This is a genomic window from Actinacidiphila glaucinigra (assembly GCF_900188405.1).
GTDB classification, from domain to species: domain Bacteria; phylum Actinomycetota; class Actinomycetes; order Streptomycetales; family Streptomycetaceae; genus Actinacidiphila; species Actinacidiphila glaucinigra.
This window is the reverse complement of sequence record NZ_FZOF01000001.1, coordinates 87,940-113,662: the sequence shown is the minus strand read 5'-3', so window position 1 is coordinate 113,662 and position 25,723 is coordinate 87,940. Positions and strand designations below refer to the sequence as shown.

Genomic DNA, 25,723 nt, shown 5'->3' with positions numbered 1-25,723 from the left:
GATGGGCAGCCCGGTGAAGACCGACAAGAATCCTCCGCCGCCCGCCGGGGGCGCGGCCGCGGCCGTCAAGGACGGCGGCGCGGCGGCCGGAGCCGCCGGCCTCCTGCTGCAGGCGGCACGGCGCAACATGCGCCAGTACGGCATGATCATCGCGCTGGTGCTGATCGCGGCGCTGTTCCAGATATGGTCCGGCGGCATCCTGCTCAAACCGCAGAACGTCACCAACCTCATCGGCCAGAACAGCTACATCCTGATCCTGGCGATCGGCATGATGGTCGTGATCATCGCCGGCCACATCGACCTGTCCGTCGGTTCGCTCGCGGCCTTCGTCAGCGCGGCCGCCGCCGTGATGATCATCCACCATCACGTCCCGTGGCCGCTCGCCCTGGTCGCCTGCCTGCTCATCGGCGCGATCGCCGGCGCCTGGCAGGGCTACTTCATCGCGTACGTCGGGATCCCGTCGTTCATCGTGACCCTGGCCGGCATGCTGCTCTTCCGCGGCGGCACCCAGATCTTCCTGGAGGGCCAGTCCATCTCGCCCTTCCCGCGCGGCTTCCAGAAGATCGGCAACGGCTTCCTGCCCGAGGTCGGACCGCACACGAACTACCACAACCTGACGCTGCTCATCGGTCTCGTGGTGATCGCCATCGCCGTCGTCCAGGAGATCCGCGACCGCCGCCAGCAGCTCGCGTACGACCTGGACGTGCTGCCGCGCAACTTCTTCCTGCTGAAGCTGCTCGCCATCGTCGCCTGCTGCGTCGCCTTCACCATGACCCTCGCCAGCTACCACGGCGTGCCGATCGTGCTGCTCATCCTCGCCGGGCTGCTCATCGTCTTCGGCTTCGTGATGCGCAACGCGGTGATCGGACGCCACGTGTACGCGCTCGGCGGCAACCAGGCGGCGGCCAAGCTCTCCGGCGTCAAGGACAAGCGGGTCGTCTTCCTGGTCTTCGTGAACATGGGCGTACTCGCCGCCCTCGCCGGACTGGTCTACGCGGCGCGGCTGAACGCCGGCGTCCCGCAGGCCGGCATCAACTTCGAGCTCGAGGCCATCGCGGCCGCCTTCATCGGCGGTGCCTCCGCGACCGGCGGCGTCGGCACGGTGCTGGGCGCCATCATCGGCGGCCTGGTGCTCGGGGTGCTCAACAACGGGATGTCGCTGGTCGGCATCGGCACGGACTACCAGCAGGTCATCAAGGGTCTGGTGCTCCTGGCGGCGGTCGGCTTCGACGTCTGGAACAAGCGCAAGGTCGGTTCGTAAAGCAGCTACCTACAGAAGGAGCCGCAAGTGAACAGACGTACATTGATCGCGGGCGCGGCACTCGGGGCGGTCGCGCCCGCGATCGGCGGGACGAACGCCTGGGCGGCCGGGGAGGCCGCCACGGCGCGGCAGACCGCCGACGCCAGGCACAGGCCCGCTGGCAGGAGCAAGGTGAGCAAGGAACACTTCGGGACCCTGGAGGACGGCACCAAGGTCGACATCTGGACGGTCAGCAACGGCGGGATCACCCTCAAGGTGCTCTCGTACGGCGGCATCGTCCAGACCTTGGAGCTGCCCGACCGGCGCGGCCGCCGCGTCAACGTGTCCCTCGGATTCGACGACCTGGCCGGCTACGTGGCGAGCAGCCCGTACTTCGGCGCGCTGATCGGGCGCTACGGCAACCGCATCGCGGGCGGGAAGTTCACCCTGGACGGCCGCACCCACCAGCTGCCCGTCAACGACGGCCCGAACAGCCTGCACGGCGGCGACCGGGGCTTCGACAAGCGGGTCTGGGCGGTCGAGGGCTTCAAGGCGGGCTCGGACGCCGGTCTGGTGCTGCGCTACACCAGCGCGGACGGCGAGATGGGCTACCCGGGCACGCTGAAGGTCAAGGTCGTCTACACCCTGACCGCCGACGCCCGGTGGCGGATCGACTACACCGCCACCACCGACAAGGCGACGGTCGTCAACCTCACCAACCACACGTACTTCAACCTGCGCGGCGAGGGCGACGGCGGCATCTACGACCACGAGGTCCAGATCGCCGCCCGGCGCTACACCCCGGTCGGCTCCACCCTGATCCCCACCGGTGAACTGGCGCCCGTCGCGGGCACCCCGTTTGACTTCCGCTCGGCGAAGACGATCGGCCGCGACATCCGCTCCGCGCACCAGCAGATCCTGTACGGCCAGGGCATCGACCACAACTTCGTGCTCGACAAGGGCCGCACGGCCGCGCCCGAGCACATCGTGACGGTCACCGAGCCCGTCTCCGGCCGGGTCATGCGGATCGCCACCACCGAGCCCGGTGTGCAGTTCTACACGGGCAACTTCCTGACCGGTGCGTTCGCCGGCTCCTCGGGCCGGGTCTACCGGCAGGGCGACGGCTTCTGCCTGGAGACCCAGCACTTCCCGGACTCCCCCAACCAGCCCTCGTTCCCGTCGACGGTCCTGCGGCCGGGGCAGACCTACCGCTCCACCACCGTGCACTCCTTCGGCACCCACTGAGCGGCGCCACCCTCCCCGCGGGCGGGGGCGGCCGGGATTCTCTCCCGGGCGCCCCCGCCTGTCGACTTGGGGGACGGCTCCGGGTGAACTTCCCCTGGGCCGTACGGGAATGTTCTGGGCCACCGGAATGACAGCGGCACACAGTCCGCGCGCCGGGGGGTACGCATCCCGTCGATCAGGCCCTGCGGCTTTCGCATTCGACGAGGAGTCCCCCATGAGTCCTGACGGCAGGCCGTCTTCGCCGCGCAGGTTCCGGCGGTACGGACGGCTGACCGGCGTGGTCGTGCCGCTCGCCGTCGCCGCGGCCGCGGTGTCGGCGCCCGTGCTCGCCACGACCCCCGGCACCGTGACCACGGCGGCCGGCACGAGGGCGGCCGTGAACGACCCCCGGCCGCCCGTCACGCGGAGCGTCGCCGCCGACGACGACGAGGAAGAGGCGGAGGAGGGCGAGGACGGCGGCCGCGAGCAGGAGGCCCGCGACGAGGACGGCGCGGACGGCGGGGACGGCGGGGACGGCGGGGAGCGCACGGACCAGCGGGGCGAGCGGGAGACCGACCGGGGCGACAACGGCCGGGACGAGGGCGGGAACGAGAGCGGGAACGAACGCGGCGACCAGGGCGGCGACCAGGGCCGTGACCAGGGCGGTGACCAGGGCCGGGACGAGCGCCCGCAGCAGCAGCACCGCGACGACCAGGGCGGGAACCGCGACGACGGACGCCGGGACGACCAGGGCGACGCACGTGGCGGCCGCGAGGGCGACTGCGTCAGCATCGACTCCACCCTCCGCAAGAACGACCAGGAGATCTCCGTCGCGGTGTTCGAGGGACGGATCTTCATCGGCGGCCGCACCCTTCCCCGCGGGCGCTTCGTGTGGCACTCCCTCAGCGGCAACCGGGGCTACCCGCGCGGCGTCTGCGGGGCCACGGTGACCTCCGTCGGCTCCGGCGTGTGGGTCAAGGCGATCACCCGGGACGGCCGGGTGGTGGAGACGCACTGCACCATCCACGAGACCCGCGGCAAGCAGAGCTCGTGCGGGGAGTGGAAGACCCTGGAGAGCCGCTCCTTCCGCTCGGCCAGGTGACCCCGCGCCCGCGCCGGCCGGTGAGCTGCCGGCCCGCGCGGGCGCGGTGCGTCAGGAGGCGTCCTGCCAGTACAGGGCCGGCCGCGGGGTGCCGGACGGTACCGCCGCGAAGGCCGGCGGGACCTCGGCGGCCAGCGCGGGGTACATGTCCGTGGCGGGCCCCTCGGCCCGCGGCTGGACCTGGGGCTGCACCTGGGGCTGAGGCTGCGGCTGGACCTGAGGCTGCGGCTCGCGTCTGACCTCGTAGACGGGCTGCGGCGGCGCCGGAGGCGGCGCGAAGGGCTGCTCGTACAGCGGCTGGGGCGGTGGGGCCTGCTGGATCTGCGGGAGCGGCTGCGGCGGCGGGGCGGGCTGGATCTGCGGCAGCTGCTGCGGCGCGGGCTGCGGGGGCGGCGGGGGCTGCTCCTGGACGGGCGCGGCAGCCGCGGGGGCGGGCGCGGGGGCGGCGTACCAGGTGCTGCCGTACAGCACCGTGCTCAGCCCGGTGAGCAGCCGCTGGACGTCGGCCTGGGGGCGGACCACCAGCCGCATGAAACGGCTGCTGCTGCCCAGCTTGTTGCCGCACTCGCGGACCAGCACCCCGTGCTCGGCCAGCAGCCGGTCGCGCAGCACGGCGCCGTCGACGCCGTCGGGGAGCTTGACGAAGACGAAGTTGCCCTGCGACGGGTAGACGGTGAGCCCCGGCAGCGCCGCGAGCTGCCAGGTCATCTCCTGGCGGTCGCGGGAGACCATGCGCAGGCTCTGCGCGTACTCCTCGCGGTGGTCCTTGAGCATGAAGACCACCGCCTCGGCGAAGGAGTTGAGGTTCCACTTCGGCAGCATGCGGCGGACCTTCCCGGCCAGCGCGGGATTGGCGACCAGGTAGCCGAAGCGGATGCCGTGCAGGCCGAAGTTCTTGCCGAGGCTGCGCAGGACGATCACGTTGGGCCGCAGGACGGCCTCGTCGGCGACGCTCGGCCAGGCCTCGGCGTCGCTGAAGTCGAGGAAGGACTCGTCGATCACGACGAGGTCGAGGTCGGACAGGGCGTCCATGAGCGCCACGACGGCGTGCTTGGGGAGGAAGCCGCCGTCGGGGTTGTTGGGGTTGCAGATCACGGCCGTACGGGAGCCGCGGGCGCGGACGAACGCGACGAAGGCCGCCGGGTCGAGGGCGAATCCGGCGGCCTCCGGGAGGAGGAACATGTCGACGCGCTTGCCGGTCTCCATCGGCTGGTCGGTCCAGCGGCCGAAGGTCGGTATGGGGATCGCCAGGCTCTCGCGGACCAGCAGGTGGTCGATCCAGGTGATCAGCTCGGTGGAGCCGTTGCCCATGGCCACGGTCTGCGGGTTGAGGCCGAGCAGCGAGCACAGCTCGTTGGTGATGACGTCCGTGCTGCTCGGGTAGTAGGTGAGGATGTCCCGCATCGACTCCTGGAGCTTGTCGTACATGGCCGGGCTCGGGAAGTACGGGTTGCACGGGATGCAGAAGTCGACGATGTCGCGCCCTCCGCCGGAGGGCGACAGGCCGCCGGCGGCGCGGCGCAGCGCGAAGTACGAGGGACTGTGCGCGGTGTTGGCGCGGAACAACTCGGTGGCATTACCGGTGACGCCGACAGCGACGGTCACGGCAGAACCTCCCTCGATCACGGGGGCCGCGCCGCGGCGGCCCGCTTCCCCTTGCCTGCACGACCTTGTCACACATTCCTCACATCTAGTACATGTGGGTCGATCGTGGGACAAGTGGTGCGCGGTTCGGCTATCTTGCGGCCTTCCCGCGTCTCATACGGGCCCGGGCGCGCTTCCGTTCAGTGACCGCCGCCCCTTCCCTCGGACGTCGACGGCGGGGCGGGGACGGGGACGGGGGCCGGCGTGCCCCTCTCAGCCGAGGGTGCCCGCTGCCGCGACGAGGAGGGCGCGGATCTGGGCCGTGACCGCGAGCCGTTGGGCGACGAAGACGGGGTCGGAGACCGTGCCGGTGGCCGGTTCGGTGTTGCCGGGGCCGAAGTGGAGCACCGGGGTGTGGACATGGCCGCCCGGGGCGGGCAGCGCGAGCCTGTCCCGGAGCAGGGTGGCCCGGTAGGCGATCTCGTTGGAGAGGTAGTCGCCGCCGCCCCCGGCGCGGGCGGCGGAGCCGGCCGTCGGGCCCCCTTCACGGGTGACGGGGGCGGTGGCCCCGGCGGGCACCTCGGTGACGGTGGTGCGGTCGTGCACCGGGAAGGCACCGGTCCCGGCGGCGGCGATCGCCGCGTACGGCAGGGTGGACGCCGTCCACTGCGGCTGCCGGCCGGGGGCGGCGACGGGGACCGGGCCGGTGACGGACAGGCCCGCGTTGTCGGGGTGGCCGCCGCGCCACGCGCCGTTGAAGCGTTCGAGGTCGAAGCGTCCGTCCCGGCCCTGGCTGACGGTGGCGAAGAGGTCGACACGGCGCGGGCCGGGCCGGAACCGGGGGCGCAGCACGCGTTCGACCGTGCCGTCGGTGAAGTCGCCCCAGCGCACCGGGAAGACGACGGTCTCGACGCGGGCCGGGCCCGCGGAGGTCTCCAGCGTGACGCCGTCCAGGGCGAGCGCCGCGGCCCCGGAGGGATTGCCGCGGCGTATGTCGGCGTCCAGCCGGAAGGGGTCGAAGCCGGTCAGCAGGACACGCCGCACGCCCTCGGCCACGGGAGGGCGGACGGCGTCCTGCCCCCGCGAGGCACGCTCCAGACGGGCCGCCAGCGCCGTGCGGACGGCGGCGGGCAGCGTGAACGCCGGCTCCCACCGCCGCAGTTCCCCGGCGAGGGCGAGCCGGGCCCAGTACAGCGGCCGGTCGTCGTCGTGCCCCAGGGCGCCCGCCACCGGCCCGCGGCCCTGCGCCCGGTCCACGGCGGCCCGCCACAGGGCGCGCCCGTGCCGTCGTACGGTCCTGGCGGCCTCGGCCGGGTCGCGGGCCTCCGCCAGCGCCCGGGCGAACCGGGGAGCCGCGGTGTGGAAGCCGCTGCGGCGCAGGATCTCCCGCGGCACCGCCCGTTCCAGGCGCAGTTCCTCGCCCGTCGGCGGCGGGACGTCGGCGGGCACGCCGGGGTGGAGCGGCAGCCGCATCGCGGGGGACCTCCGGTCGGTCGGGTAAGGGTCGGCCGCCCGGAGCATGCCGCACCGGAGCCCCGCTCCGCCAGCGGCCGGCTGCCGGGCCGAGCCCGACCGTGCCCGGGGCCTAGCCCGGCTTGCGGACGAGGAAGAAGATGCTCGGCCCGAACCCCACGCGGGCCAGCGGGGACTGCAGCGCGCCCTCGGCCCGTACCAGCGCCGAGTGCGGAACCACCCGCTTCAGCCGCGTGCTGCGCAGGTTGGACACCGACAGCCGCCGCTCGACGCGCAGCCCCGCGGCCTCCAGTTGCGCGGCGACCGTGCGCGGGTGGTGGTTGACGAACGGGATGCTGTCGCGCTCGCGGTTCTCCGCCGAGCGGATGTCCACCGGCGACAGCGGCACCCGCCGGCGGTGCGCCGCGTAGCGGAGCCGGTTGGCGGCGTGCGCGAGGTTGGCGGTCTCGACGACGGCGGTGCCGCCCGGGCGCAGCACCCGGGCGATCTCGGTCAGTGCGGCCCGCGGGTCGGGCAGATGGTGCATGACGCGGATCAGGGTGACCAGGTCCACGCTCGCGGAGTGCAGGCCGAGGCCGTCGGCACTCATCAGCCGCATGCTCACCCCGGCGAGCCCCTTGAGGTACACCTCCGCGTCGTTCAGCTGCTTGCGGCTGGCGTCCACCAGCGTGACCCGGTCGGCGAACTCCCGCAGCACGGGCACGAGCCGGCCGTAGCCGCCGCCGACGTCCGCCGCGTGGCCGAAGTGCCGCCCTTCGAGCAGCCTGCGCAACGCGGCCACCTCGGCGTCGTGTTCGTAGCCGCGGCTCACCCAGTAGGTGCGGTAGCTCTGCGGGTTGTCGTCGTACTGGTTGGTGCGCTGCGCCATGGCGCGCCTCCCCCTCGCGTGCTCGTCCCCGTACATAGGTCACACGACGGGTGCGGAATGGTTCCCTCCGGTTCGCCCCGGTGGCTACGGCTTGCGGAAGTCCAGCGGTTCCACGGGCGCACCGGACTCCGGCCGCGGCTCCGGGACTCCCTGCGGCGGCATCAGGGACCGCACCAGAAGCGTGGCGCCGGCCACCGCGCCGGGCATGAGCAGGACGGAGACCAGCGGCACCAGGAAGCACAGGATCAGCGGCACCCCGAACCCGAGCGTGAGCGCCATCCGGCCGCGCAGCATGCGCATCCGCTCCCGCAGCGGCACCTCCCGGCGCTGGAAGGCGACGCCGGTGAGTTCGAGGGCGAGGAAGTAGCCGGAGACGCAGAAGCCGATCGCGGGGACGACGGTCTGGCCGACGACGGGGATGAAGCCGGCCGCGAAGAGCAGGACGCCCCAGATCGCGACCCGGACCAGCACCCGCAGGCTGTCCCGGGCGGACTGCAGCAACTCCCGCCACAGCGGGAGGTCGGGCCCGTCCGGGGCGCCGCCCTCGGAGACGTCGACGCGCTCGGCCAGGGACTCGTAGAAGGGCTGGCCGACCAGCAGGGTCACCGCGGTGAAGGAGATCACCGCCAGCAGCAGACCGCCGCCGAAGGCGACCGCGGTGAGCAGCCCGCGGAACAGGCCGCGCCAGGGCGAGTCCCAGTCGTCGGCGAAGGGCGTGGCCCAGGCGGTCGCGTCGTCGGCCCAGAAGGCGAGGGCGACCAGTGCCCCCGCGTAGCCGACGAGGGTGATCAGCGCGGGCAGCAGTCCGAAGCCGAACCAGCGGCCGTGCCGGAGCACCCAGCGCTGGCCGTCCACGAAGAGCCGTATACCGGAGGCAAGATCTCGCATGCGCGACAGGGTATGCGAACCGCGGGCGGCCGGGGACGGCTCAGACCATGACCTCGCAGTCCCGGAGGCCCGAGGGGTCGGGGTCGAAGAGGCAGACGTCGGAGCCCGTGTCACCGGTCACGACGCCGGTGCCGGCGATGTCCTCGGCCCTCAGGAAGAGCACGTCGTCGCCCGGCCCGCCGCTGACGGTGCCGGAGTTGGCGTCGGCGTCGCCGATCAGGTCGACGAGGTCGCCCCCGTCGCCTCCCGTGACGATCCCGCTGTTCCCGCCGCTGATCTCGATCATGTCGGCCCCGCCGCCGCCGTCGACGGTCCCCGCGTTGCCGCCGTGGACGGTGATGACGTCCACACCTCCGCCTCCGGCGACCACCACGCCGGCGGGGACGCCGTGCAAGCAGTCGATCTCGTCGAAGCCCTCGGTGCCGGTGACGGCGGCGCCGGTGACCGGCCGGCCGTTGACCGAGCAGCCGGCGACGGCGGACGCGGGCGCTTCGCCGGCCAGCGCGGAGCCGGCCGGCAGCACGGACGCGCCGGCCAGGAGGAGTGCCGCGCCGGCCAGGACCGGACGGATGCGCGTTCGTGCCGTCATCGCTGCTCCTCGGGTGGACGCCTGGAGTGGGGCGCGGTTGGCACGAGCGTCACGTCACGGCACGCGGCCCGCAATCGGGCGGGGTCCGCCCGGGGGACCGTCCCGGCGCGGCGCCTGACGACCCGTCACCGAGTGGTGGCCGTCCCCGGAAGGGCCGCGGCACCTGCCGGACGCGGCGCACGACGGGCCCGGGGCCGCGCCCCGTCGGGGCACGGGCGGGTGTGCACAGCCCGGCACGCCCGGGAGGCGGAGCACGAACCGCCACGCCGACAGCACCGCACGCCCGCCCCGCGCCGGCACGCGGCGGGACCGCTCGACGACCCCGCACCCCGGGGAGGCTGTCAGGGACCTCCCCGGGGTGTGTGGTCAGCCGTTCACGGCCACCGGCACCGTGAGACGGCGGTCGGCGACGCTGCGCGCGACCTCGGCGGTGTACGTACCCGCAAGAGTGCGCCAGTCACCCTCCGAGGGGTCCCAAATCTGCGCGGCGCGCCGCGCGAGCGCGATACGGGCCTCCGTCACGGCGCCCGCGGCGAGCTCGACGGAGAGGAACCCGGCCAGGACCCGGACCGGACGGCCGACCGCCGGGTCCTCGCCGGCCGGCGCCGCCAGGTAGACCTGGACGACCTCGCGCCCCGCCCGGTCGCCGGTGTTGCGCAGACGTACGGTGAGCGTGCCCAGCGTGTCCGGCCCGCCGTCCGCGGTGCCCTCCGCGGGCGTGAAGGAGGCGTCCTCGTAGGCCCAGTCGGTGTAGCCGAGGCCGTGTCCGAAGGGGTACGCGGGCGCCGTACCGGCCCGTTCCCAGGCGCGGTAGCCGATGAGGACGCCTTCGTCGTAGCGCAGCGTCCCGTCCCGGGGCGCGACCTCGGCGACCGGGGCGTCGGCCAGCCGGGCCGGCCAGGTGGTGGGCAGCCGGCCGCCGGGCTCGGCCGCGCCGAGGAGCACGTCGGCGAGCGCCGCGCCGGCCTCCTGCCCGGGGAACCAGCCGATCAGCACCGCGGCGACCTCCTCGCGCCACGGCATCTCCACCGGCGAGCCGGTGTTGACCACGACCACCGTCCGGGGGTTCACCGCGGCCACCGCGTGCACGAGTTCGTCCTGCCGGCCCGGCAGTCGCAGGTCCGCGCGGTCGAAGCCCTCGCTCTCGACCCGCTCGGTGGTCGCGACGACGACCACCGCCACCTCGGCGTCCCGGGCCGCCGCGACCGCCTCCGCGATCGACTCGTCCCCGTCCCGCCGCGGTTCGGCGTGCACCAGCGAGAAGACGACCGCCCGGACCGGCCCCCTGCCGTCCCGGGGGACGACATGCGTCAGCGAGACGGCGACGGGGACCCCCGCGGTCAGCACGACCCGGCCCCGCTCGACGGGCGCGCCGAACATGCCCTCGAAGGGCCCGGACTCCGGGCCGGCGACCTGGGTCCCGTCGAAGACCGCCGCGCCGTCCACGACGAGCCGGAAGCCGCCCAGCCCGCGGGTGCCGAAGTGGTGGGCGCCGCTCTCGCGGGGCGTGAAGGTGCCGGTCACCTCGACGGAGCGCAGGGCGTCGTGGGTCACGCCGCCGGGCAGGTCGCCGCCCATCCACTGCACATGGCCACCGGGCAGCGTGCAGGTGCCCAGGACCTCTCCGGCGGCGTCCCGGCAGACCGCGCGCAGCGCGAACCCGGTCCCGGCGGGAGACAGTTCGCCGTTGGGGTCGGCACCGACGGCGTAGGTCAGGGCGGCGCCCTCCGGCAGCGCCGCGCGCAGACCGTCCAGCGGCGAGACGACGCGGCCGGGGAAGACCTGCGCGGACCCGCCCCCGAGCACCCGGGCGTCGCGGGCGGCCGCGCCGATGAGCGCGATCCGGCGCACCCCGGCGGGGTCGACGGGGAGGACGGGCCGCTCGCCGCGCGGCTCGTTGCGCAGCAGGACGAAGGAGCGGCAGGCGATCTCCCGGGCCAGCGCGGGCCCGTCGATCGCGGCGGGGATCCGCTCGGGGGGCACCGCCGCGGGGGTGCCCGCCAGCAGGCCCACCCGGGCGGCGAGCCGCAGCACGTTGCGTACCGCCGCGTCCACGGCGGACTCCTCGGCCCGCCCCTCGCGCACCGCGCGGGCCAGCGCCTCCCCGTAGACGGTGCGCGGTCCGGGCATGGCCACGTCGAGGCCGCCGGCCAGCGCCGCGACGGTGTCACGGGCGGCCGCCCAGTCGGAGACGACGAAGCCGTCGAAGCCCCACTCCCCGCGCAGCACCCCGTTCTGCAGACGGTGGTGCTCGGTCATGGTGGTGCCGTTGACGGAGTTGTAGGCGGCCATGACGCCCCAGGGGCGGGCGTTCCTGACGATGGCCTCGAAGGGGGCGAGGTAGAGCTCGCGCAGGGCGCGCTCGCCGATCACGTTGTCGACGGTGAAGCGCTCGGTCTCGGCGTCGTTGGCGACGAAGTGCTTGACGGTGGTGCCGACCCCGCCGTCCTGCACGCCCGCGACGTAGCCGGTGCCGATCTCGCCGATGAGGTACGGGTCCTCGGAGTACGCCTCGAAGTGCCGTCCGCCCAGCGGCGACCGGTGCAGGTTGACGGTCGGCGCGAGCAGCACGTGCACGCCCTTGCGGCGGGCCTCCTGGGCGAGCAGCCGCCCGGCGCGGCGGGCCAGGGCGGGGTCCCAGCCGGCGGCGAGCGCCGTGGGGCTGGGCAGCGCGATCGAGGGGTCGTCCGCGGTCCAGCGCACGCCGCGCACCCCGATGGGCCCGTCCGACATGACCAGCGAGCCCAGTCCGATCTCGGGCAGCGCGGGCAGCGACCACATGTCCTGCCCGGCCAGCAGCCGTGTCTTCGCGTCGAGGTCGAGCTTGCCCAGCGCGTGTTCGACCGCGTCGTCGAGCGGGGTTCCGGAGGTGTCGCTCATGGGGTGGACTCCTTCGTGAGGACGTGACAACCCGGTTGCTGCGTGCCTGGCCGGTCACCATCCTCCGGCCCGCGCCCTGTTGATCGGTAGGCGTCAGATCGGTAGGCGTCGTCACCCGTTCGTTGCCTTCGGTGGTCCGCGCGCCGCGCCCGGGCCCGGGCTCCCGCCTGTGACTGCCGACGACCGTGACGGTGACCGCGGCCGCGGCCGGGGACCGGGCCGTGCGGTCCGCAAGGCGGAGATCGTCCGGGCCGCCCTCGAAGTGATCGCCGTGCGCGGCTACCGGGGCGCCTCGCCGGCCGCCGTCGCGGAACGGGTCGGGCTCACCCAGCAGGGGCTGCTCCACTACTTCCCGACCAAGGAGGCCCTGCTCGTCGCGGTACTCGAGGTCCGCGACCGGTGGGACATGGCCTCGGCCGCGCTGCACGGCACGGCCTGGCCGATGGAGACGGTGGCCGACCTGGTCGAGTACAACGCCACCCGGCCGGGCGTCGTCCAGGTCTTCACCGTGCCGGCCGGCGACAGCGTCACCGGGGGCCATCCCGCCCGGGAGTACTTCAGGGACCGCTATACGCGGGTGCGCCGCCGGGCCGCCGACTCCCTGCGTGCCGGTACGGCGACACGCTGCCCGGCGGCCTCACCCCCGAGCAGGCCGCCCCGCTGCTGGTGGCCGCGACGGGGAGCCCGCCGGCACGTGAGGGGCGCGCCCGCCCGGGCGCGCCCCTCGTCCCCGTTGCCGTCCGCCGCTATTCGGGCAGGCGCACCAGCATCTTCCCGGTGTTGTCGCCGCGCAGGACGCCGAGGAAGGCCTCCAGGTTGTTCTCGATCCCGTCGACGACGGTCTCGCGGTAGTGCAGCCGGCCCTCGCGGATCCAGCCGCCGACCTCCTGGACGAACTGCGGCTGCAGGTCGTAGTGGTCGCCGACGAGGAAGCCCTCGATGCGCAGCCGGTTCTGGATGAGCCGGGACAGGTTGCGGGGGCCGGGGGCGGGCTCGGTGGCGTTGTAGAGGGCGATCATGCCGCAGACCGCCACCCGGCCGTGCAGGTTGAGGGCGCCGATGGCCGCCTCGAGGTGCTCGCCGCCCACGTTGTCGAAGTAGACGTCGATGCCGTCGGGCGCGGCCGCCGCCAACTGCTCGGCCACGGGGCCGTTCTTGTAGTTGAAGGCGGCGTCGAAGCCGTACTCCTCGACCAGGAGCTTGACCTTCTCGTCCGAGCCGGCGCTGCCGATCACCCGGGAGGCGCCCTTGAGCCGGGCGATCTGGCCGACCTGGCTGCCGACCGCCCCCGCCGCGCCGGAGACGAAGACCGCGTCGCCCTCCTTGAGGCCGGCGACGCGCAGCAGGCCCGCGTAGGCGGTGAGGCCGGTCATCCCGAGCACACCCAGGTAGGTGCTCAGCGGGGCGAGGCCGGGGTCGACCCTGACCACGTTCTCCGCCTTGACCAGGGCGTACTCGCGCCAGCCGAGGGGGTGCAGCACATGGTCGCCGGGGGCGAAGCCCTCCGCTCCAGAGGCGACGACCCGGCCGACCGCGCCGCCGTGCATCGGCTGGTCCAGTCGGTACGGCTCCGCGTACGACTTCGCGTCGTTCATGCGGCCGCGCATGTAGGGGTCGACCGACACGTAGAGGTTGCGCACGAGGATCTCACCGGGTCCGGGCTCGGGGACCTCGGTCTCGCGCAGCGCGAAGTCCTCGGGCTTCGGCCACCCGTGAGGGCGGGCTACCAGGTGCCATTCACGGCTCTTCGGCATGGGGGGAACGCCTCCAAAGCTTTAGGTTCTTAACTAACCATGAGCCTGGATGTTTGAGGAAGTCAAATAAATCGGCATGGGCGTGTCCCGTCGCACACCGGAGCGCCGGCCGGTGGAACCGGCCGGCGCGGTGAGCCGGTGGGACGGAGGCGGGGCGGATCTGCGGAGGAGCCGGGGAGGACGGGCCGGGTGCCCGTCAGGTGCACCACCACAGGAAACGGGTGCAGGAGGGTGTCGGCTTCGGCGTGTGCGTGGCGGGTTGCGAGGCCGGGGCGGACTGCGGCGGGGCCGAGGCCGTGGGGGCGCCGCCGGCGGGGGCCGTGGACCCGGAGCCGGCGGACGAGTGGCTGGCCGTGGCGGAGACGGAGACCTTGGGGGACGGCGACTTCTTGGCGCTCTCCGAGACGCTGGGCGACGCGGAGGTGCTCGCGCTCTCGGACGCCGAGGCGTCCGATGCGGGCGCCTTCGGGTCCCCGGAGGTCTTGCCGCCGGGCGAGGAGGTCGCGCTCGGGGAGGCGCCGTCGGTCCGCGTGTGGTCCGCGGCGGCCGAGTTCGCGCCCGTCACGTAGCCGGCGAGCGGGAGTTCCGCCACGCTCCAGCCGACGAGCACGATGGCGGCGCCCACCAGGGTGCCGACCACCAGCCGCGAGCGGCGGCGGGTACGGACGCGGCGGGTACGGGCCCGGCTGCCGGAGCGGCGCGGGGCGCCCTCCGAGGGGCCCCGCCCCGCCCCCTTGCGTCGTTCGGCGCGACCGCTCTCGGCGGCGGCGTTCTCGCCGTCGGTCGCGGATGCTTGCGCGGGCGCGTCGGCAGGCCCCTGCGCACCGAGTTGGTGGGCGGGCGTTCCGCACCCCGGGCAAGAAAGGGCGCCGTTGATGTGCCGTCGGCAGGCTGCGCAGTAGTCCATTGCCCCGGCAGCGTATGGGACGCACCGATACGACGTACATATGAGTTGCCCGTCGATCCCGTGAAACCTCTGTGAAACCCGGGACATGCGGGTTTAGGGCGCCGATCAGCCCCGAATCAACCCCGAACCACCACGGAATCAACCACCGAACGGCACATCGGGCATCCCCTGCCCGGCTCCCGGCACCACCAGCAGCGATCCCGACAGGGGCCGCTCCGCCAGCTCCCGGGCGTCAAGGCCCGTGCTCGCGGAGGTGATGTAGAGATCCGTCAGGGACGGGCCGCCGAAGGCGCAGGCCGTGGGCCGCCGTACCGGCACCTCCACGACCCGGTCCAGGTCGCCCCGCGGGGTGTAGCGGCGGACGGCCGCCCCGTCCCACAGGGCCACCCATACGCAGCCCTCGGCGTCCACGGTGAGCCCGTCCGGGAGACCCGCGGCCTCCTCGACGGCCGCGAACGGCCGCCGCCCGCTTACGAGTCCGGTGTCCTTGTCGACGTCGAACACGTCGACGCGCCGGGTCGGGCTGTCCACGTAGTACATGAGGGAGCCGTCGGGGCTCCAGTCGGTGCCGTTGCTGACGGTCACGTCGTCCAGCACCGGCACCACCGTCCCGTCCGGGCCGACCCGGCGCAGGGTCCCGCCGCCGGGCGCCTCGTCGTAGCGCATGGTGCCCGCCCACAGGGTGCCGGCGGCGTCCACGGCCGCGTCGTTGGCCCGCCGCCCGGGGACGGGGTCGTGGTGCAGCCAGCGGAAGGCGCCGTCCGCGTCGTACAGCCCCACGCCGTCTCGCAGGTTGACCACCACGCCGCCGGCCGCTCGCGGCTTGGCCGCGCCGACGTGCTGCCCGGTCGCCATCACGGACTGCCCGCCGCCGGCCGGGTCGTACCAGTGCACCCGGGAGGCGAGGATGTCCACCCACAGCAAGCGCGCGCCGACCGGGTCCCAGGTGGGCCCCTCGCCGAGCCGCGCCTCGGCCTTCAGGGCGAGTTCGACCCCGTTCACCGCGCACCGCCCCGGTGGCCGAGGCGCTCGGACAGCTCGGCGGCGCCCTTGACGGCCAGCTCCTCCAGCTCGGCCCGGCGCTCCTCGTTCCAGCGGATCATCGGCACCGAGATGCTGAGCGCGGCCACCACCCGCCCCACCGAGTCGCGGACCGGGGCGGCGACGCAGGAGACGTCGGGGTTGGACTCGCGCCGCTCGACGGCGACGCCCCGCTCGCGCACCGCGTCCAGCTGCTGCCGCAGTTCGCCGGCCGTGGTGATGCTGTGCTCGGTCATCGCGGGCAGTGGCCCGTCCCCGGGCAGGCGTTCGTCGAGGTCGTCGGGGGGCAGCGAGGCCAGCAGCATCTTGCCGACGGAGGTGCAGTGCGCGGGCAGCCGCCGCCCGGCCGCCGACACCATCCGCACCGCGTGGGTGCTGTCCACCTTCGCGATGTAGATGACGTCGGTCCCCTCCAGGACCGCCACGTGCACCGTCTCGTCGCAGGTCTCCGCGACCGAACGGGCCACCTGCTGGCCCTCGGCGGCGAGGTCCAGCTGCTCGGCGTAGCGGCTGCCGAGCTGGTACGTGCGCACGCCGAGCCGGTAGCGGCCGGCCTGACCGGGCTGCGGCACCAGGTAGTTGCGCGCCGCCAGGGTCGTCACCAGCTCGTGCACGGTGGTGCGCGGCAGCCCCAGCCTGCGGGTGATCTCGGGCGCGGACATCGAGCCGTCGCCTTCGAGGAAGAGCTCCAGGATGTCCAGGGCTCTGGTCACGGCGGGTACGAGACGTCCCATCTCTGCTCGCTCTCTCCGGCCTCTCCGGCGCCTGTTCGAAATTCCGTATAACGATCGGTATCGCGAACGCAGCGTAGCCGCGCCGGGTCGTAACGGGCAATGGGCGCGCATCCACGCCACGCCGATTGTCGTCTTGTCGGACAACTCTAGGGCCATTTGCTAGTTTCTCAGTGCCCATCAGGTGCTTTGCACTGTTTTCCAACCGTTCGGTGATTCCTTCACCTCTCTCCTCCTACGGGGTCGCCGTGACGATCACGCCCAGCAGCATGCGCAAGACACCCGCCCGGCCCGGCGGGCTCGTACCCTCCCCGGCAACCGGCGACGGCGACCGGCCGGGCACGGACCCGGGGGCCGCCCGCCGCCACGACTACGCGCGCCACGGCACGCTCGCCGGGCCCCTCAACGACCCGCCGCGACCGGGGGTGCTGTACCAGGTCAGGTACCGCAGCCTGATGTCCCGCGAAGGACACCGCGTCCGCACCTGGCTGCTGCTCACCGCCGCGCCCCTGGCCTCGCTGGGCGTCCTGGCCTGGCTCCTGCAGCCCCGCCACTGGGCGACCCGTGCGGCCGTGCCGCAGTGGGCGCACGTCGCGGACGTCACGGTGCTGGTCTGCCTCGGCCTCGTCGCACTCTTCCGGCTGGTCGCCGTCGTGTCCCACGCCCACGCCACGCTGGTCGCCCGCGACCCGGTCCCGGTCGCCCCGGCACCGGGCACGCGGGTCGCCCTGCTGACCTCCTCCGCCCCGGGTGAGGAGTCCCTGGTGCGGGTGCGGGCCGCCCTGGAGGGCGCGGTGCGCGTCCGGCACGACGGCCCCGTCGACGTGTGGCTGCTGGACGAGGACGACGACCCGGAGGTCCGGCGGCTCTGCGAGGCGATGGGCGTACGGCACTTCACCCGCAAGGGCGTCGAACGCTGGAACCAGCCCAAGGGCGCCTTCCGTGCCGGCGCCCGGCACGGCGGCCACAACGCCTGGCTCGACGCCCACGGCGACGACTACGAGTTCACGGCCTCCATCGGCACCGGCCGGGTGCCGCTCCCCAACTACCTGGAGCGGATGCTCGGTTACTTCCACGACCCGGACGTCGCCTTCGTCGTCGGCCCCCAGGTCCACGGCGGCCACGGCAGCCGCGGCACGGCCGTGACGAGGGCCGCCGAGAGCCACCGGTCCCTCGTCGACGCGTCCGCCCAGCGGGCTGCCAACCGCTACGGCTCCGCCCTGTTCAGCGGCACCACCAACGTCGTCCGCGTCTCGGCGCTGCGGCAGGCCGGCGGGCTGTACGACTCCGCCGCCGGCGACCTGGCCACCGGGCTGGAGATCCACGGCCGCCGCAACCCCGCCACCGGCCGCAAGTGGCGCTCGGTGCACACCCCGGACGTGGTCGCCGTCGGCGAGGGGCCGTCCTCCTGGTCCGGCTTCTTCGACCAGCAGCGGCGCCGGAGCCGCGGCACCTGCGAAGCGGTCCTGCGCCAGTTCTGGAAGGCCCCGTGGAAGCTGCGTCCGGGCAGCCTGCTCACCTACACGCTGGCGGCCGCCCACTACCCCCTGGCGGGCCTCGGCTGGCTCCTCACCGCGCTCGCCTGCGTCCTGTTCGCCGGACTCGGCGCCTCCGTGGCCCCCGTCGACCCCGCGGTGTGGCTGACCCTCCACGGCACCGCCGTCGCGTTCCGGGTCGCCCTCTGCCTGGGCAACCGCGGACGCAACGTCAGCCCCCACCGGCCCAGGGGCTCCTTCGGCGTCGCCGGGACGGTGATGTCCGCGGTGGCCTCCCCCCTCTATGTGCTCGCCCTCGTGACGACACCGCTGCGGCGCACGCCGGGCCCGGTCGCCGCGGGCGACCCGGCCCGCCCGGACCGGCTCGCCACCTTCCGCGTCCACCTGCTGTGGGCGGCCCTGTTCGCCGGTTCGCTGCTCGCCTCGCTCCGGCTGGGCCACACCCACGCGGCGATGCTCACCTGGGCGGCGATCGCGCTGCTGACGGCCCTCGTCCCGCTGCTGGTCTGGCGGTGCAGTGTGCTGCGGCGCCAGGTGGCGGGCGCCCTGTCCGCACGGCGGGCCCCGACGACCCGGGGCCGGCACCGCGCGCCCAGGCAGCGCGCGTCCACCCGGATCGCGGCGGTGAGGCGCCACTTGGCGCGGCGCTGAGGGACGCGCGAGAACCGAAGCAGCGAGGACGGCCGCCACCGGGCGGCCGTCCTCGCCTGTTCCCGGCCTCGCCCTCGCCGTCCCCCGCGGCCGCCGAAGCCGGGGCGGACACCTGAAGCGGGGCGGCCACCGGGGCCGGGGCATTCACCGAGGAGGTCCACGCGGGCGGCGCCGGGGCGGATCGCGACGCCGCCCGCGCCCCGGAGAACCGACGAATCGTCACGCGGTGTCAGAATCCGGTACGACTATTCGGGTGATCATGCGCATCCATGGACAAATTGGGTCGTTGATCAGATCACGACCTTTGGTCCCCTCCAGTCCGAAAGGAACACAAGTGAAGCGTTTCTCCAAGGCTGTCGCCCTGACTGTCGCCACCGGTGCCCTCGTCCTCGGTTCCGCCACCACCGCCCTCGCCAGCGGATACGACGGCGGCGGCAAGGGCGGCGGCCACGGCTACGGCAAGGGTTACGGCAAGAGCTACGGCAAGAGCTACGGCTTCGACGGCTACGGCTACGGCAACCGCCGCAGCGGTGCCAACGCCCGTGCCATCGCCGTCGGCTCCCCCGGCATCCTGAGCGGCAACGTCATCCAGGTGCCGATCAACGTCCCGATCAACGTCTGCGGCAACGGCCTGAACGCGATCGGCCTGCTCAACCCGACCGCGGGCAACGTCTGCATCAACGGCTGACGCTCCCGTCGCACCCCGGGGCCGCCGGAGGGCACCTCCTCCGGCGGCCCCGCCATGTCACAGGCCGTTCGTGTAGGCCGACAGCCGCGCGGTGCCGTAGCCGCCGTCGATGGGCACGTTGCGGACGGCGTGGCCGGTGAGCCACGCGCTGAGCGCCTCGAAGGACGCGTCCCCGTGGGTGTCCTTGTACAGGGCGGCGATCCCGGTGACGTGCGGGGCGGCCATCGACGTGCCGTCCATGTCGCGGAAACTCCCGTTGAGGTACGCCGACAGGATGCCCGTGCCCGGTGCGTGGATGTCCACGCAGGTGCCCCAGTTGCTGAACCAGGCGCGGCGGTCCTCCGGGTCGATCGCCCCGACCGTGAAGGCCGTCCGCGAGCTCGCCGGCGAGACGAAGCACGCGTTGAGGTTGTCGTTCCCGGCCGCGGCCACCGGGAACACCCCGGCCTTGGCCAGACCCTCGACGGCCCGATTGGCCGCCTGCGACCAGCGCCCGGCAAGCGACAGATTCGCCACGGCGGGCTTCTTCGCGTGCCCGGCGACCCAGTCGACGCCCGCGATCACCGCGGAGTTCGAGGTCCGCCCGACGCACGGGAAGACCCGCACCGACACCAGCGTCGTCTTGCGGGCGACACCGGTGTAGCCGCCGCCGACGACGCCCGCCACATGGGTGCCGTGGCCGTTGCAGTCCCCGCCGTCCAGGCCGTCGCCGATCGCGTCGTACCCCGGCACGGCGCGGCCGCCGAAGTCCGGGTGGGAGAACTCGATGCCGCTGTCGACGATGTACGAGGTGACCTTGGCGCCGGTGGCCCGCACCTGGAAGCCGGAGCCGCCGAGGGCCCGGTTGTTGATCCGGGTCAGGCCCCAGGGCGTGAACCCGCCCATGCCGCGCAGCCCCTTCGACCGGGGCCCGGAGGAGTCCGGCACCGGCGCCGAGGGCACGGCCGTACCGGGGACGGTCTGCGGGATCGGGGACGGGACCGGGACCGGCTTGGTGCCGGGCCTCGGGGCGACGGACTCCCCCGGCGCCGCGGGCGCCGCCTCCCCGGGCGCGGCCGGTTCCGGCTCCGCCAGGTACGGCACCGTCAGATCCGGCGCCGCCGGGCCGGACACCGCCGGGCCGGACACCGCCGGGTCCGATACCGCCGGACCCGGACCCGCCGGCATGGGTGCCCCGGGTGCCCCGGGTGCGGCGGTGTTCTGCGGGAAGTCGACGGGGCCGGTCGGCTCACCCGGGACGTCGCCGGGGTAGGGGGGTTCCAGGTCGCTGTCGGCCGGGGCGTCCTCGCCGAGCGGGATGGCGACCACCGCGTCCTGCTCCACCTCGTCGACGCCGGGCGCGGCACGCACCCGCTGCACCTGGGCCGGTGTGAGCCGGGCGGCGAAGCCCGCCAGCGCGTGCCGGTAGGTGAAGAGCGGCTGGACGCCCAGCCCGCCGAGGACGGTCTGCGGCGCGGTGCCGTGGTCCAGGGTCACGATGTACTGGTCCGGAATCGCCCCGGGAGGACCGGGCAGCGGTTCCGCCGCGCTCGGGAGGGGAGCCGCCAGGGCGACGGCGGGAAGGGCAGTCATCAGGGCGGCGGTGGCGGTCCGCCGCAGAGAGGTTCGCATCCGCGGAGCTCCTTGACCGGTAGGCAATCTGATGGCCCCCCAGGTTTCTGGTTATCAGCTCACCATCCCGGACGCCCGGTTCCGGCGGCTGTTCGGGTGACGCGCCGCATCCGCCCCGCCTTGAGTGTCGTTGTCCAGTCCGCACGTCAGTGACCCAAGGAAAGGAAGAGCTCGTGAAGCGTCTCTCGAAGGCCGCAGTTCTGACCGTCGCGGCCGGTGTCGCGGTGATGGGCAGCGCGGGTGGCGCCCTCGCAAGCGACGGCGGCAAGGACCGCCACCACGACCGCGGCGGTGCCTCGGCCGAGGCTGCGGCCGTCGGCTCCCCGGGCGTCCTCAGCGGCAACGTCATCCAGATCCCGGTCAACATCCCGGTCAACATCTGCGGCAACGGCATCAACGCCGGCGCGCTGCTGAACCCCACGGCCGGCAACGCCTGCTTCAACGTCTGACGGCGGCGCCCGCCCCGGGCGCCCCGCCATCCGTCCGCACCTCATTCTGGAGCTCCGCAACATGCTGAAGAAGGCATTCGCCTGCGCCACCCTCGCGGTGGCCGCGACCGGCAGCGCCGCGGCCCTCGCGCCGACCGCCCAGGCCTCCGACGTCCACGGCGGGAACTACTCGCAGAACGTCAACGTCCTGCCGCACCTCTGCCTGGACGTGAAGCGCGTCTACGCCCTCAACCCCGTCGCGCTCGACGCGCTGACCGAGACCAGCGGCCAGCAGTGCAACGAGAAGTCCAGCGTGGTGGACGGGCACAAGTCCGCGCTGTCCGACCTCGCCGACGTCGGCGCGTACCAGAACTGATTCCGGGCGGGATCCACGGCGGCCGCCCCCGGCGTACGGGGGCGGCCGCCGCTCGTTCCCGCCCGCACACAGAAGACACACAGGAGAAGGGCCCGGCCCCACGGAGTTCCGTGGGGCCGGGCCCTGTCGCCCGGTACGTCAGTTCTGGTAGGCGCCGGCGTCGATCAGGTCCGACAGCGCGGACTTGTGCCCGTCGACGACCTTCGACTTCTCGTTGCACTGCTGGCCGCTGGTCTCGGTCAGCAGGTCGATCGCCAGCGGGTTGAGGGCGTAGATGCGCTTCACGTCCAGGCAGGGGTGCGGGATCAGGTTGACGTTCTGCGAGTAGTTCCCGCCCGAGGTGTCGGAGGCCACGGCGGCGGGGGCGACGGCGCCGGCGGCCGCGACGGCGAGTGAAGCGCAGGCGAGAGCCTTCTTCAGCATGGGGAGTTTCTCCTCTGGGGGTTCAACGACGTCCTCCGGACGCCGACACCAGGAGCAACGCCCCCCACCGGGTGGACGTGACGGCCATTGCTCCAGGTTCCCCCTCTTTCACTCCCAGGCCGTAGGGCGCGCCGCTAATACGAGGAGTCCGCGTCCAACGACCCCAGGACGACGGCGCTGTTGAACCCGCCGGTCCCGCGGGCGAGGACCACGGCCGTCGTCAGGCGTTCCGGCCGCGTCCAGCGGGTGACGAGGCGGAGGCCGTACCGCTCGCGGGCGGCCCCCGCGTCGCCGCCGCGGGTGGGCGGGACGATCCCGGTGCGCAGGGCGAGGGCCGCGGTCACCGCGTCCAGGGCGCCCGCGCCGGAGGTCAGCCGGCCGACGCCGGCCTTGGGCACCGTCACCGGGACCTGCGCCAGCCGGTCGCCGAAGACCCGGCGGAGCGCCGCCGCCTCGGCCGCGTCCCCGGCCGGGTCGCCCGCGCCGTCGGCGAAGACCACGTCCACGTCCTCGGGGGCGCGGCCGGCCTGCTCCAGTGCCGTGGTGACGGCGCGGGCCAGCTGGACGCCGTCGGCTGCGGGCGCCGTGTGGTGGTGGGCGTCGTGCGTGGCGGCGTGGCCCAGCAGTTCGGCGTAGCCGCGTACCCCGCGCTCCGCGGCGTGCGCCTTCTCCTCCAGGACCACCAGGGCGCCGCCCTCCCCGGGGACGAAACCCGAGGCGTGCGGGCTGAAGGGCAGGTAGGCCCGTTCGGGGTCGGTGCCGCGGTGCACCGTGGGCAGGGTCGACTGGCAGGCGAGCGCGAAGGGCGACAGCGGCGCCTCGGTGCCGCCGACGATCACGGCCTTGCCGCCGCGCCGCAGCCGCCGCCAGGCGTGCTTGAGCGCGTCCAGGCCGCCCGCGCCGTCCGCGGCGACGACGCCGCAGCCGCCGGTCAGCCCGTGCCGGATGGAGATCTGGGCGGCGCCGGCCGCGTGGAACCAGGCGATGGACTGGTGGGCGCCGGCCTCGCCGGGCTGCCGCGCCCACAGGGCGTGGGTCTCCCGCTGGCCGGACTCGTTGCCGCCGGAGCCGCTGGAGGTCACCACCGACAGGTGGAACGGGGGGTGGTCGGCGGGCCGCAGCGCCGCGTCGGCCAGCGCCATCTCGGCCGCGGCCAGGGCGAACCAGGTCCAGCGGTCGGTCTCGGCGCGGAGTTCGTCGTCGATGAAGCGGGCGGCGTCGAACCCGGTGACCTCCCCGGCCAGCACGACCGGGGAGCGGCTCGCGTCGGGCCTGCCGATCGGCCGGATGCCGTTGCGCCCGGCGACGGTGGCCCGCCAGTAGGGGCGGGCGCCGACGCCGGTGGGGGCGACGACCCCGAGCCCGCTGATGACCGCGCGTGTGGTCATGCCTCCGCCTCCCGTTCCGGGTCCGGCTCCGGGGCCGAGAAGACCATCGCCGACTGGAAGCCGCCGAGGCCGCAGGCCACCGACAGCGCGTGCCGCACCCGCCGTTCGCGGGCGAGGACCGGGGTGTAGTCGAGGTCGCACCGCGGGTCGGGCCGCAGCAGGTTGGCGGTCGGCGGGATCACCCCGCGCCGCACGGCGAGGGCGCAGGCGGCCATCTCCAGGGCGCCCGCCGCGCCGAGGCAGTGGCCGATGACGGACTTGACGGAGCTCACCGGGACCTTGCGCGCGTACTCGCCGAGGGCGCGTTTGTACGCGGCGGTCTCGTAGCGGTCGCTCTGCACCGTGCCGGAGCCGTGGGCGCTGATCCAGTCGAGCTGCTCGGGAGCGATGCCGGCCTCCGACATGGCGGAGATGATCGCCTCGCTCAGCTCGTAGCCGTCGGGGCGCAGACCGGTCATGTGGTAGGCGCCGGTCCGGTTGTCCCAGCCGCGGACCTCGCAGTAGACGGACGCGCCCCGGGCGCGGGCGTGCTCCAGTTCCTCCAGCACGAGCACGGCGCCGCCCTCGCCGAGCACGAAGCCGTCGCGCCGGGCGTCGAAGGGTGCCGGCGTCAGCTCGGGATCGCCGGTGAAGGCGGTGGTGGCGCGGATCGCGTCGAAGCAGGCCACCGTGACCGGGGAGATGGGCGCCTCACTCGCGCCCGCCAGCATGACGTCGGCCTCGCCGTCGCTCAGCGTCCGGAAGGCGCAGCCGATCGCGTCGACGCCGGAGGTGCAGCCGGTGGAGACGACCGAGGACGGGCCGTGCAGGCCGTGCCGGAGCGAGAGTTCGGCGGCGGCCGAGGATGGGTGCATCGCCCGGTGCAGGAAGGGCATGCCGTGGTCGGGGCTGACCTCCCAGTGCCGGCCGCCGTCGCTGGCGACCACGTACTCGTCCTCCAGGGTGACGGTGGCGCCGACGGCGGTGCCGAGGCAGACCCCGAAGCGGTCGGTGTCCTCGGCTTCCGTGCGCAGTCCGCTGTCGGCGAGCGCCTCGGCCGCGGCGGCGAGCGCGAACTGGGCGAACCGTCCGTTGCGGCGTATCTCCCGCGGGGTGAGCCCGGCCGCGAGGGGGTCGAAGTCGGCCTCGGCGGCGATCCGCGAGCGGTACCGCGAGGGGTCGAAGCGGGTGATCCGGCGGATCGCCGGCCTGCCCCCGACGATCCGCTCCCAGAACGCCTCCCGCCCGACGCCGCCGGCGGCGACGGCTCCGACGCCCGTCACCACCACCCTGCGCGCGGTACGGCCCGCGGTCACCGGTCGACCAGTTCGCGGCCCGGCGGCGGGCCCTCCGTCGCCGGGCCCGCCGCGGTGGCGGCGCGTGCGACGGCGGCGGCCTGCTCACGGGTCTCGGTGTCGACGTGCCCCAGTTCGGGGCGCGGCGCCAGCGGGGCCAGGAAGAACACGGCGCGGGCCACGGCGTCGGAGGTGTTCACCAGCCGGTGGCGGACCCCGCGCGGCACGAGCAGGGCCTCGTTGGCGGCGACGCTGCGCGGCGAACCGTCGAGGTCGACCCGCACCTCGCCCTCGACGACGACCAGTTGCTCCTGCGAGTACGGGTGGTAGTGCTCGGCGACGGCCTCACCGGGGCCGACGGTGACCATGCCGCAGAAGCCGTCCGTCGTACCGACCGAGGCGGTGGTCAGCAGGGTGCGGATGTCGCCGCCGCGGCGGGTGTCCGCGTGGGTGTCCAGGGTGCCGACGGGACGGATCCGGCGGGACTCCAGGCGGTCCTTGACGAGCTGCATCTGGACGCGGGAGTTGCTGTTGATCCGCTGGCGCATGCCCTCGTCGTCGACGGGCGCGTCCACCTTCATCCGGAAGTCCTGCAGCCAGCGCATACGGGTGCTCTCGGGGCCGAGCTCCTCGTACTGCCAGTAGATGTTCATGAACTCGAAGGGGCCGGTCTCCAATCGCCGGGCCCGCACGGTGCGGGTCTCGGGGTCGGCGGTGCGCTCGGACACCCAGGACCAGACGCGGCCCTTCTCGTCGGGGTGCATGGTGAGGCGGAAGCGGGTGGTGTCGCCCTCCCGGGAGATGATCTCGGCCTCGGCGTACTCGCTGAAGAGGGTGGGCCAGCCGGCGACGTCGTTGGTCCGCAGCCACACGTACCGCAGGGGTGCGTCGATGACGATCTCGTTCTCGGTGTGCATCGTCATCGGGTCCGCACCTCCGCGGCGCGGTGGCCGGGCTGACGTTCCGTCACTGGTTTCATGGGGGTACTACCTCCAACAAGCGGGCCGAATAATCACACAATCGGTCCCCGCGGTGACGGAGCGTGTCACGCCCTCCCGTCCCGCTCCACCCGGACGGGGGCACACTTCGTGAGGGACCGTCAGCGGC

General features: G+C 74.0%; 22 protein-coding genes and 1 pseudogene. 8 read left to right on the top strand and 15 right to left on the bottom strand.

The window, feature by feature from the left end:
* Position 1 precedes the first annotated feature (1 nt).
* The 3 genes from mmsB to CHF15_RS00550 all read left to right on the top strand — a co-directional run bounded on the left by mmsB (position 2) and on the right by CHF15_RS00550 (position 3,566).
* Positions 2 to 1,261 carry a multiple monosaccharide ABC transporter permease gene (gene mmsB / locus CHF15_RS00560; RefSeq protein WP_089221572.1) on the top strand — a complete coding sequence of 420 codons (1,260 nt, stop codon included), beginning with the start codon at positions 2 to 4 and terminating at the stop codon, positions 1,259 to 1,261.
* Positions 1,262 to 1,303: 42 nt separating this feature from the next.
* Positions 1,304 to 2,485, top strand: a complete 1,182-nt coding sequence (locus tag CHF15_RS00555; protein ID WP_089221571.1) for an aldose epimerase family protein — start codon at positions 1,304 to 1,306, stop codon at positions 2,483 to 2,485.
* A gap of 214 nt (positions 2,486 to 2,699) precedes the next feature.
* The gene (locus tag CHF15_RS00550; protein ID WP_143681501.1) at positions 2,700 to 3,566 is read left to right on the top strand and encodes a hypothetical protein; all 867 of its coding nucleotides are present in this window, start codon (positions 2,700 to 2,702) and stop codon (positions 3,564 to 3,566) included.
* 51 nt (positions 3,567 to 3,617) lie between these two features.
* On the opposite strand, the gene CHF15_RS00545 is transcribed toward CHF15_RS00550, so the two are convergent.
* The 6 genes from CHF15_RS00545 to CHF15_RS00520 form a co-directional block, all read right to left on the bottom strand.
* Complete coding sequence (locus CHF15_RS00545) at positions 3,618 to 5,171, bottom strand: pyridoxal phosphate-dependent aminotransferase (RefSeq protein WP_089221569.1); 1,554 nt, start codon at positions 5,169 to 5,171, stop codon at positions 3,618 to 3,620.
* A 252-nt stretch (positions 5,172 to 5,423) separates the two neighbouring features.
* On the bottom strand, positions 5,424 to 6,623 hold the full coding sequence (locus tag CHF15_RS00540; protein WP_245938609.1) for a C15 family peptidase: 1,200 nt from the start codon (positions 6,621 to 6,623) through the stop codon (positions 5,424 to 5,426).
* Positions 6,624 to 6,735: 112 nt separating this feature from the next.
* Positions 6,736 to 7,491, bottom strand: a complete 756-nt coding sequence (locus CHF15_RS00535) for a class I SAM-dependent methyltransferase (protein ID WP_179279599.1) — start codon at positions 7,489 to 7,491, stop codon at positions 6,736 to 6,738.
* Positions 7,492 to 7,575: 84 nt separating this feature from the next.
* Positions 7,576 to 8,379 (bottom strand): EI24 domain-containing protein, encoded by an 804-nt coding sequence (locus tag CHF15_RS00530; RefSeq protein WP_089221566.1) that lies wholly within the window; start codon positions 8,377 to 8,379, stop codon positions 7,576 to 7,578.
* A 40-nt stretch (positions 8,380 to 8,419) separates the two neighbouring features.
* Positions 8,420 to 8,968 carry a hypothetical protein gene (locus tag CHF15_RS00525; RefSeq protein WP_089221565.1) on the bottom strand — a complete coding sequence of 183 codons (549 nt, stop codon included), beginning with the start codon at positions 8,966 to 8,968 and terminating at the stop codon, positions 8,420 to 8,422.
* Between the two features lie 366 nt (positions 8,969 to 9,334).
* Positions 9,335 to 11,848 carry a glycoside hydrolase family 3 protein gene (locus CHF15_RS00520; RefSeq protein WP_089221564.1) on the bottom strand — a complete coding sequence of 838 codons (2,514 nt, stop codon included), beginning with the start codon at positions 11,846 to 11,848 and terminating at the stop codon, positions 9,335 to 9,337.
* Positions 11,849 to 12,017: 169 nt separating this feature from the next.
* On the opposite strand from CHF15_RS00520, the pseudogene CHF15_RS00515 reads away from it, so the two are divergent.
* Positions 12,018 to 12,520: pseudogene (locus tag CHF15_RS00515) on the top strand (TetR/AcrR family transcriptional regulator); the annotation flags it as partial.
* Between the two features lie 74 nt (positions 12,521 to 12,594).
* On the opposite strand, the gene CHF15_RS00510 reads toward CHF15_RS00515, so the two are convergent.
* The 4 genes from CHF15_RS00510 to CHF15_RS00495 all read right to left on the bottom strand — a co-directional run bounded on the left by CHF15_RS00510 (position 12,595) and on the right by CHF15_RS00495 (position 16,284).
* Positions 12,595 to 13,602: an NADP-dependent oxidoreductase gene (locus CHF15_RS00510; protein WP_089221563.1), complete on the bottom strand. Its 1,008-nt coding sequence runs from the start codon at positions 13,600 to 13,602 to the stop codon at positions 12,595 to 12,597.
* 196 nt (positions 13,603 to 13,798) lie between these two features.
* Positions 13,799 to 14,509, bottom strand: coding sequence for an SCO2400 family protein (locus CHF15_RS44295; RefSeq protein ID WP_143681500.1), 711 nt, complete (start codon positions 14,507 to 14,509; stop codon positions 13,799 to 13,801).
* Between the two features lie 138 nt (positions 14,510 to 14,647).
* Positions 14,648 to 15,511: an SMP-30/gluconolactonase/LRE family protein gene (locus CHF15_RS00500; protein ID WP_089221561.1), complete on the bottom strand. Its 864-nt coding sequence runs from the start codon at positions 15,509 to 15,511 to the stop codon at positions 14,648 to 14,650.
* Entirely contained in the window at positions 15,508 to 16,284 is a 777-nt protein-coding gene (locus tag CHF15_RS00495) for an IclR family transcriptional regulator (RefSeq protein ID WP_089221560.1), read from the bottom strand. The genes CHF15_RS00500 and CHF15_RS00495 overlap by 4 nt, the downstream gene beginning before the upstream one ends.
* 245 nt (positions 16,285 to 16,529) lie before the next feature.
* Here CHF15_RS00495 and CHF15_RS00490 point away from each other — a divergent pair, with 245 nt between their 5' ends.
* Positions 16,530 to 18,428 (top strand): glycosyltransferase family 2 protein, encoded by a 1,899-nt coding sequence (locus CHF15_RS00490; protein WP_245938608.1) that lies wholly within the window; start codon positions 16,530 to 16,532, stop codon positions 18,426 to 18,428.
* Between the two features lie 334 nt (positions 18,429 to 18,762).
* A complete protein-coding gene (locus tag CHF15_RS00485; protein WP_089221559.1) occupies positions 18,763 to 19,116 on the top strand; it encodes a chaplin in 354 nt (117 codons plus the stop codon).
* Positions 19,117 to 19,173: 57 nt separating this feature from the next.
* On the opposite strand, the gene CHF15_RS00480 is transcribed toward CHF15_RS00485, so the two are convergent.
* Positions 19,174 to 20,727, bottom strand: coding sequence for a S8 family peptidase (locus tag CHF15_RS00480; RefSeq protein WP_089221558.1), 1,554 nt, complete (start codon positions 20,725 to 20,727; stop codon positions 19,174 to 19,176).
* A gap of 173 nt (positions 20,728 to 20,900) precedes the next feature.
* On the opposite strand from CHF15_RS00480, the gene CHF15_RS00475 reads away from it, so the two are divergent.
* Both CHF15_RS00475 and CHF15_RS00470 read left to right on the top strand, forming a co-directional pair.
* Positions 20,901 to 21,176: a chaplin gene (locus CHF15_RS00475; protein WP_089221557.1), complete on the top strand. Its 276-nt coding sequence runs from the start codon at positions 20,901 to 20,903 to the stop codon at positions 21,174 to 21,176.
* 61 nt (positions 21,177 to 21,237) lie between these two features.
* On the top strand, positions 21,238 to 21,531 hold the full coding sequence (locus tag CHF15_RS00470) for a hypothetical protein (RefSeq protein ID WP_089221556.1): 294 nt from the start codon (positions 21,238 to 21,240) through the stop codon (positions 21,529 to 21,531).
* A gap of 138 nt (positions 21,532 to 21,669) precedes the next feature.
* On the opposite strand, the gene CHF15_RS00465 is transcribed toward CHF15_RS00470, so the two are convergent.
* The 4 genes from CHF15_RS00465 to CHF15_RS00450 form a co-directional block, all read right to left on the bottom strand.
* Positions 21,670 to 21,954 (bottom strand): hypothetical protein, encoded by a 285-nt coding sequence (locus CHF15_RS00465; RefSeq protein ID WP_089221555.1) that lies wholly within the window; start codon positions 21,952 to 21,954, stop codon positions 21,670 to 21,672.
* Between the two features lie 134 nt (positions 21,955 to 22,088).
* Complete coding sequence (locus tag CHF15_RS00460; RefSeq protein ID WP_089221554.1) at positions 22,089 to 23,342, bottom strand: beta-ketoacyl synthase N-terminal-like domain-containing protein; 1,254 nt, start codon at positions 23,340 to 23,342, stop codon at positions 22,089 to 22,091.
* On the bottom strand, positions 23,339 to 24,637 hold the full coding sequence (locus CHF15_RS00455) for a beta-ketoacyl-[acyl-carrier-protein] synthase family protein (protein WP_089221553.1): 1,299 nt from the start codon (positions 24,635 to 24,637) through the stop codon (positions 23,339 to 23,341). Before CHF15_RS00455 ends, CHF15_RS00460 begins: the two co-directional genes overlap by 4 nt.
* Entirely contained in the window at positions 24,634 to 25,539 is a 906-nt protein-coding gene (locus tag CHF15_RS00450) for a cupin domain-containing protein (protein ID WP_089221552.1), read from the bottom strand. The genes CHF15_RS00455 and CHF15_RS00450 overlap by 4 nt, the downstream gene beginning before the upstream one ends.
* Positions 25,540 to 25,723: the final 184 nt, after the last annotated feature.